The organism is Frankia canadensis (assembly GCF_900197875.1).
Taxonomy (GTDB): Bacteria; Actinomycetota; Actinomycetes; order Frankiales; family Frankiaceae; genus Frankia; species Frankia canadensis.
On sequence record NZ_FZMO01000191.1, the window covers coordinates 1 to 7,578 of the forward strand.

The 7,578-nt window shown below is 72.6% G+C and carries 6 protein-coding genes and 1 pseudogene; 2 read left to right on the forward strand and 5 right to left on the reverse strand.

The features are described 5' to 3' along the window. From C1A33_RS16290 to C1A33_RS16310, 5 genes and pseudogenes are all read right to left on the reverse strand, one after another. Positions 1–416 (reverse strand): annotated as a pseudogene (locus C1A33_RS16290) (hypothetical protein); the annotation flags it as partial. After that, complete coding sequence (locus C1A33_RS16295) at positions 413–1,924, reverse strand: hypothetical protein (protein WP_101832345.1); 1,512 nt, start codon at positions 1,922–1,924, stop codon at positions 413–415. The gene C1A33_RS16295 and the pseudogene C1A33_RS16290, both read right to left, overlap by 4 nt. Further along, complete coding sequence (locus tag C1A33_RS16300; protein WP_207770332.1) at positions 1,921–3,198, reverse strand: hypothetical protein; 1,278 nt, start codon at positions 3,196–3,198, stop codon at positions 1,921–1,923. The genes C1A33_RS16295 and C1A33_RS16300 overlap by 4 nt, the downstream gene beginning before the upstream one ends. Next, positions 3,195–5,180 carry a type IV secretory system conjugative DNA transfer family protein gene (locus C1A33_RS16305; RefSeq protein ID WP_341477231.1) on the reverse strand — a complete coding sequence of 662 codons (1,986 nt, stop codon included), beginning with the start codon at positions 5,178–5,180 and terminating at the stop codon, positions 3,195–3,197. The genes C1A33_RS16300 and C1A33_RS16305 overlap by 4 nt, the downstream gene beginning before the upstream one ends. A 29-nt stretch (positions 5,181–5,209) precedes the next feature. Beyond that, the gene (locus C1A33_RS16310; protein ID WP_243407616.1) at positions 5,210–5,881 is read right to left on the reverse strand and encodes a hypothetical protein; all 672 of its coding nucleotides are present in this window, start codon (positions 5,879–5,881) and stop codon (positions 5,210–5,212) included. 363 nt (positions 5,882–6,244) lie between these two features. Here C1A33_RS16310 and C1A33_RS16315 point away from each other — a divergent pair, with 363 nt between their 5' ends. Both C1A33_RS16315 and C1A33_RS34980 read left to right on the forward strand, forming a co-directional pair. Further along, positions 6,245–6,910, forward strand: a complete 666-nt coding sequence (locus C1A33_RS16315) for a toll/interleukin-1 receptor domain-containing protein (protein WP_101832348.1) — start codon at positions 6,245–6,247, stop codon at positions 6,908–6,910. A gap of 44 nt (positions 6,911–6,954) precedes the next feature. Continuing rightward, positions 6,955–7,578, forward strand: a 624-nt coding sequence (locus C1A33_RS34980) for an ATP-binding protein (protein WP_165818428.1), incomplete at its 3' end; no start/stop codon positions are given.

Sequence of the window (7,578 nt, forward strand, 5' to 3'; positions counted from 1 at the left end):
GGCAGGGTGGGGTGCGGGCCGTGCAGGACCAGCGCTCCGCGTTCGACCGCGTGCAGGTACCCCCACCAGTCGACGACGTGGACGGCGGACGGCGGTGACACGTTCGGCTCGGCGGCCGGCGCGGGTTCGACGGTGAGCTGAGGTCGGGTGACCGCTCGGAATCCGACGACGTCGCCGAGGTCGATGATCTGTGGAAGCTGGACCCCGCGGCCGTGCGGCCCGCGTTCCCAGTACACGAACGCCCATCCGTTCGCCGCGGTCGGTTCGGGCCAGAAGGTGGCCACGTGGACCGCGGCGCCGGGTGGGGGCGTCATCGGCATGTCGAGGAGCAGCCCGCTGGGGTGCAGGCGAGCCACCTTGAGTCGCGGCCCGGCAAGATCGGCCGTCCGGGACCTGGCCGGAGGGGGTGTGCTCACAGATCCAGGTCCCCCCACGAGTCGAAGTCCGGCGTGTCGGGAAGCTCGGGAAGGCTCGGAGGCGGCGGCTCCGCGGTGCCGAACGGATCCAGGGCGGGGAGATGGCCGGGGAGTCCGTCTGCTGGGGCGACGTCGACGGCGGCGGACGGCGTGTCGGGATCGAGGAGCCGGTCGGGAGAGTGCAGCTCCTGGCGGACGAGAGCCGCCGGGACCATGCGTCCGCTGTAGGGCATCATGGCGATCTCACGGAGCGTGACGAGAATCTCGCCGGGGGCCGGCGTGACGCCTGCCGCCGCACGCGCTTCGAGCAGCCGGTCGACGGTCGGCCAGGCGGTGCCGCTCAGCGGAATCACGTCGTCGACGTCAAGCCGGTAGGAGGCTCCGCGGTTGTTGTCGGGTTCGACGTCGTAGACGAGCAGTCCGTCGTCGTCGACGGCGCGCAGGACCCGGCCACGGTCGAAGCGGGGATCGTCGACGGAGGCGACGGTCGCACCGAAGGTGAGGACGACTGGCCCGCCCTGGCCCTCGATCGCGGTGTCCTTCGCCGCCAACGTGTCCCGCACCCGCGTGCCCTCGGCGTACCGCAGGTAGTCGGGATTGCGGTATCCGGGATGGCCGGGCAGGTCGGCGACGTCCGGGCGCCACAGGTAGCCCGTCGTCCGGCCGTTCCGCACGACCGGGCCGCGGACAACTCCCGTCGCGGCCATCCCACCCTGGAGGTCGACGCGGACCCGGCTGCCCGGCGAATACGGCGGGGCCAGGCCGAGGGTCCGCAGCGCCAGGCGTTCCCGCTGGACGTCCAGGAAGCTCTGCTGCACGTACGTCAGGTCGCGGGGATCGCGCGGGCGATCGAGAGCCTGGCGGATCACCTCACGGACAGCGTCGTCCGACCCGCCAGCCAGCTCCGACGGGATCGTGACGTCGTCGCCGGCGAAGACAACCCTGTCCCCCAGGCAGATCCGGTAGGTGAGCTGTAGCGGTTCAGAGTCGAGGACCGGATTGTCGCGGTACGCGCCGACGATCTCGACCATGTAAGGCTCGTGCTGCCAGGAACGCAGGGGCCGGTCGGAGTGCATCCTCCGGCCATAGGTGGTCTGAAATCCGCCGGCGTTCACCCAGCTGGCCCGCCATGGCTGGTCCGCCGGGTCGAGACCGACGTCCACCAGCAGCTGGCCCTGGGCGGCCCGCCAGCCGCCGTCCGGCCAGGGCAGCACCAGATCATCGCGGGGCTGGCCATGGTGCAGCAGTCCTTCGACCGTCGCCGGGAGCCGGAACCCGAGCGTCTGCTCGAGGTCCCACACGGTGCGGCGGACCGCGGTGACCACCAGGTCAGCCGATGCGTTGTCGGCGTTCCAGCGGACCAGCTGCGCGGTCACGGAGCCGGCACCGTCGGCTTCCCTGGTGGGGAGGAACCGCCACCAGCCACTGGGCACCGTGATCCGCACCGGCGCGCGGTCGGCGGCGTACGCCCGGTAGGCGCGCGGGTCCTCGGAGTCGCGGCTGCTCACCCGCCCACCTCCGGCACGCCAGGGCCAAGATCCGCAATGGGCAGCGACGACCCGGACGGCAGGGGACCCGACGGAGAGGCGAGCGGCTCGTCGGGGTGCGCGCCGAGGACGGGTGGCGCGGGCAGCAGGCTGGCGCGCACGGCCAACGCGGGACTCACGAATCCGCCACGCACGTTTCCGCCGGGGCCGCCGTGGCCGCCCGGAGGCCAGGCGGCGTCAGGTATCCACTGGTAGGACCGTGCCGTCCCGTCGCTGCCCGGGACCGCGAAGGCGACCGTGCCGGTGAGCAGCCGCCCGTCGGGCAGCAGCACCTCGACCCGCTCGCCCGCTCGGAACGGCCCCGGGTTCTCCGCGACCAGGCTGAGCAGCTCGTCGCGGCGGCGAAGAACAGTCTCCTGACCTGTATTCAGGGGCAGGTCGTCGTCGGGGCTGGTCAGCATCGCGATCAGCCCACGGATCGTGTTGCTGCTGCGCACTTCAAGGTCTGCGGGCACCTCGATGTCGTCGCCGGCCGCCAACACCTGGCCGTTCAGCGACAACCGGTAGACCAGCTCCCGCCGGCCGTCGCGCACCACCTCGCCGGCCGCGACGACGTCCAACCGGAAGACGCTGGAGGGATCCTCGAGACCGCCCTGCTCCCACCGCAGCAGCACGTCCGACCGTGCCAGCGACGCTGCGTAGGTACACGGCGGTGCCCCGGGCACGCGAACCAGATCCGACGCTCGCGGTGCCCGGGACTCGTCGATGCTCGGTCGATCCGCCCCTCGCGCCGCGACCAGGACATCGCCGACCATCACCCCCAGCGGCATGGTGACGGTCTGCGCGCGCAGCGCCCGATGCACGTCCTCGCCGAACGGGACGCCGAGCGCCGCTTCCAGCTCCCAGCTCGACGCGGCCGTGACCGTGTACGCCGCGATGTCGAACAGCGCACGGTTCGGCTCGGTCGGCCGGTGCACGGCCACGCACAGCCGGGTCGCCGGGTCCAGGCCGATCAGCCACTCCCCCAACGGCGTCCCCACCCCGACAACCCGCCCGCCACCACGACGTCGACCATGCGCCTGCTCGCCCCCGAGGCGGCTGTCGCTGATCGGGTCGCTCGCCGCCCGGGACGCATCGAACCGCGTCCGGGGCAGCGTGGAGGTTCGCGCCGGATGCGCGAGGTCGGCCTGGTGCACGATGGCAGCGGACGTCCACCAGCGCGTCCAGAACCCAGGCTCGGACGGCCCACGTTCAGGTGCCGGAGGGCGCGGGGCGGCCGCGATCGTGGCGATCATCCGTCGGCTCCGCGGCGGTCACGCCAGCGCCGCCAGGCCCGGCTCATCGCCGCGGCCAGCGTCGGATGGCTCTGCGGATACAGGGCCCACCGGCGGCGGACGTCCCCCTGGTCCTGCCACGGGTCCGGCCCGCCGTCGGCCAGCGCGCGCAGGGCCGGATCACGGAACCAGTACCGGCCGTGCAGGTGGATCGGCGGCAGGGTGTTGTGGAGGAGCAGCGCCTGGCCGGGCAGCACCTGGCGCAGCAGGTGCGCGGGGAGGAGCTCCAGCCTGGTCGGCGCGTCGTTGATGCCCTGCCGTCCACCGCCCGGCGCGCTGTCGCTGGACACGCTGCGCGCGACGATGTGCTCCTGTCCGAGCAGGGAGGCGGCGTAGTCCAGCGTCGACTTGTCCGACAGCCCGGAGAAGAAGACCTTCGTGACCGCGTTCGACACGACCACGTCGGCCTTGTTGCCGTAAGCGGCGTCGATCTGCGCCTTCGACTGGTAGACGAGCATCAGCTGAATGCCCATGCCCGCGCAGGTCGAGATACGCCCGGGAAGGTTCTTCATCGGCCAGTTCCCCGCCTCGTCGATCACGACAAGCAGCGGCGGATCCAGCGGACGGCCCGTCGCCCCAACCCGGGCGTACACCGACCGGATCAGATCATCGACCAGCCCACCCAACACCGGCGCCAACCGCTCGGCGCCGTCGAGGTCCGCGCACAGATAGACGGTGTTCGCCCGCCGCCGGCGGGGATCCGCCAGCCCGTCGAGCTCGTCGACGGTGTCGTCCTCGGCGAGGCTGACGATCGGGGTGTCGGGCTGTTCGTCGAGCAGCCAGTCCAGGTCGATGTCGGAACCGTCCGCGGAGCGGCGCACCGACGGCTCCTGCCACGGGCGGACCATCTGACGGGCCACCAGGAAGATCGACGAGATCTGCTTCGGGTCCGTCTTCCACACCGCGCTCAACCCGGCCAGCACCTGCTCGCCGTCCGCCCTGATCACCGGATCCGCGTGGCGGGCGAACGCCTGCGCGAAGCGCATCACGCCCTCGCGATCCATGCTCGTCACCCAGCCGACCACCGTGCCCATGCCGAGCCCGGCCGTGGCCGCCACCCAGAACAGCAGCCCGAGCAGGTCCTCCCCCGCGGCCGTCCAGAAGCTCATGTCCGACCCGGACGACGTCCAGTCGGTACCGTTCGCGAGCGACCGGGACGCCAGCCGCGCCCCCGCCAGATCCACCGACTCCGCCAGCGGCGACCACGACGCCGCCACCTCCCCGGTAATCCCGGTCGGGTCGAAGACCCGCACCTCGCCCAACGCCCGCCGCCGGCGAATCGTCGCGGCCAGCAGATCGTTCTTCACCGACAGGGCGATCAGCGGCCCCTCCCACTCCAGGATCGCCGGCACCGCCAGCGCCGCCGTCTTCCCGCACCGCGACGGGCCGATGACCAGCACCGCACCCCGATCCCCACGACGCCGGCCGACCGCACGCCGCAGCAGCCGCGGCACCGACTCATCCACCGGAAGGGAGGCGTCCTCGGTCGCGAGCAGCCTGGTGACCGGGCCGTAGCGGACCCGGCCGAGGATCACCCGGCCACGCGTCGGCCAGCGGACCCACATCGACGCGCTCTCCCACAGCCGGGCGAACCGCGCCTCCGGATCCAGCCCCATCCGCCGCCGCCGCGCCACCCCGACCTCGCCCTGCATCACCAGGTACAGCGCGGCGCTGACCAGCAGCGCCCCGGCCACCGGCACCGCGGTCCCGAACCAGTAGCCGGTGGGTCCCGGCAACACCCACCGCTCATCCGCGGGCCAGGCCAGAGCCGGATCGTCGGAGTGCAGGACCAGCAGCGGTATCGCCAGAATCGCCGCACCCGGCCCCACCGACATCGGCTCATGCGCCCCGAACAACAACGCCGCGACCTGCGCACCCGCCCACACCCCGCCGACCAGCGGCGCCACCATGGCAACCAGAACCAGCGCCTTGGGATTGGCCAACCAACTGCCATCCCACTCGCTCGGCGGAGTCACGATGCCCCGCTTCCGGAGTCGGTCTCCCGGACGACGACGTCCAGACAGGACGGCTCGGGGAGAAGAGCGGCGCGCAGCGCGCGCACCGCCGCGTTCCGGCGCAGCCGAACCGCGCGATCACTGATCCCCCCACGCGCCGCCACCTGCGCCTGGGTCAGGCCGACCAGCGCCAGGTCCGCCAGCAACCGCAGCTGGGCCGGGTCCACCCCACCGGCGACGCCCTCGGCGAGAACGTCGAGCAGCTCGGCGCTCGCGCCCCGGCCCCGGAACGCGCCGACAGCCGGTCGTCCGTCCAGCTCGACCGGCGTGTCCGGCAGCAGCTCCCGATAGACCGTGGCCCGCTCGATACGCGGCCGGTAACCGAACACCCGGTAGACGGCGTCCAACACCACGTTCACGGCGATCTTGCGTGGCCGGCGGTCCAACGGAAACGAGCAGATCACCAGCCACGCGGCCCCCACCAGCTCGGCCAACACCTCACCGAACCCCGCGGTCTCCCCCGCCGGCCCGAGGTGCGTCGCGCCACGTGCCCGACGGGCCTTCGTCGCGGCCTGCGCGGTCAACGCCGGCATCACGCGCTCCAACACCACCCGCGCCGCCGCCCGGTCCCCCGCCCGGGCAAACGCGATCAGCGCCGCCAGCCGCCCATCCGCCACCGGCACCGCCACGGACCGATCCCGCCCGCACGCCGCCAGAAGCGCCACGACCGACCCGCAGTGCTCCACCAGAAGCGGATCACCCGACCAGCGACGAAGCCCCGCCGCCGCCTCCGGCCCGACCGACCAGCTCTCCCAATCCCGCTGCCAGCGCCGAAGCGCCACCGCCCGCGGCTCAAACCGCCCGCGACCGGCCTCCGAAGACATGTGACTCGACATGGCACCCGACGGTCCGAACCCGCACCATCCACCACGTCATCGCCACGGTCATCGCCCACGTCATCGCAGCAACCACCCGCATCCGCCAGGTCATTCGCCGGATGGCTCTCAACGGCGGGTCTGTAGCGGTGTGTGTGCCGGTGACACACTGGTCGGGTGAGCGACGGGGGCAACACGGACAGCACCAGCAGCGGCGGCGGGGAAGGCCGGGACTTCTTCGTCTCCTACACGCAGGCCGACCGGCCGTGGGCGGAGTGGATCGCCTGGACGCTGGAAGAAGCCGGCCGGCGGGTGCTGGTCCAGGCCTGGGACTTCACCCCCGGCTCCAACTGGATCCGCGGCATGGACAACGGCGTCTCCCACGCCACCCGCACCATCGTCGTGCTGTCCAACGCCTACGCCCGCTCGGTGTACGGGGCGGCGGAATGGCAGGCCGCCTGGGCGGCCGACCCCGACGGCGCCACCCGCAAGCTCCTTGTCGCCCGGGTTGAGGACTGCGCCCGGCCGGGTCTACTCGGCCAGGTCGTCTCCTTCGACCTGTTCGGCATCACACAGCAGGCCGCACGGGCCGCGCTGCTGCGCGCCGCCGAACTCGCCGTGTCCGGCAAGCGGGCAAAACCGGCCACCGCCCCACCGTTTCCCTCCGGGCCCGCGGCAGCACCGGCACGACCGCCGTTTCCCGACGCTGGCAGCCAGCCCGCAGCGGCCCCCGCCGCACCGCCGGGCGGCATCCACATCGGCACGATCAGCGCACCCGACGGGCAGGCCATCGGGGTCAACTACGGCACTGTTAGCCACACCCGGAACAGCCCCGGCCGATGACCGCCGGGACCAGCGACCCTACTGCCACGGATCCGAGCAGGCCGATGGTCGAGCAGGTGAACGCACCGGACGGACAGGCGGTCGGGGTCAACTACGGGCAGATCTGGCAGCAACGGTTCACAGGCCCGTTCCGGCTGCTGCGCCACGACGCGATCGCCCTCGACCCGCTCCCCGGCGATCTCCGCCTGTCCGACCCCGCGCACCCTGAGAATCCAGTCGCCCGCTTCCGCGGGCGCACCGACCTCATCGGCAAGATCGACACGTTCATCGGCCGGTGTGTCCAGCAGCGTCGTGGCGGCTACCTGCTCGTCGAAGCCGAAGCCGGCATGGGCAAGTCGGCGCTGGCGGCCTACCTGGCGTTCACCCGCGGCTGGCCGGCGCACTTCACCCGCCTGCCCGACGGTCAGATCCCGGAACGGGCCCGGCGTAACCTCGCCGCCCAGCTCATCGCCCGCTGGAACCTCGACGACGCCGCCCCCGGCGGCATCCTCCCCGACGGCGCCGACACCACCACCTGGCTCTACGGCCGGCTCTGCGACGCCACCCGCACCCGCGACAGCCACCCAGACCAGAACACCCAGCCCGTGGTACTCCTCGTCGACGGTCTCGACGAAGCACCACCCCCCGCACCCGGGGAACTTCCCCTCGGCCTCCCCACAGCCCTACCC

Excerpts from the sequence above, each read along its gene's own strand:
- C1A33_RS16300 (WP_207770332.1), bottom strand. The coding sequence starts at position 3,198 with ATGATCGCCACGATCGCGGCCGCCCCGCGCCCTCCGGCACCTGAACGT.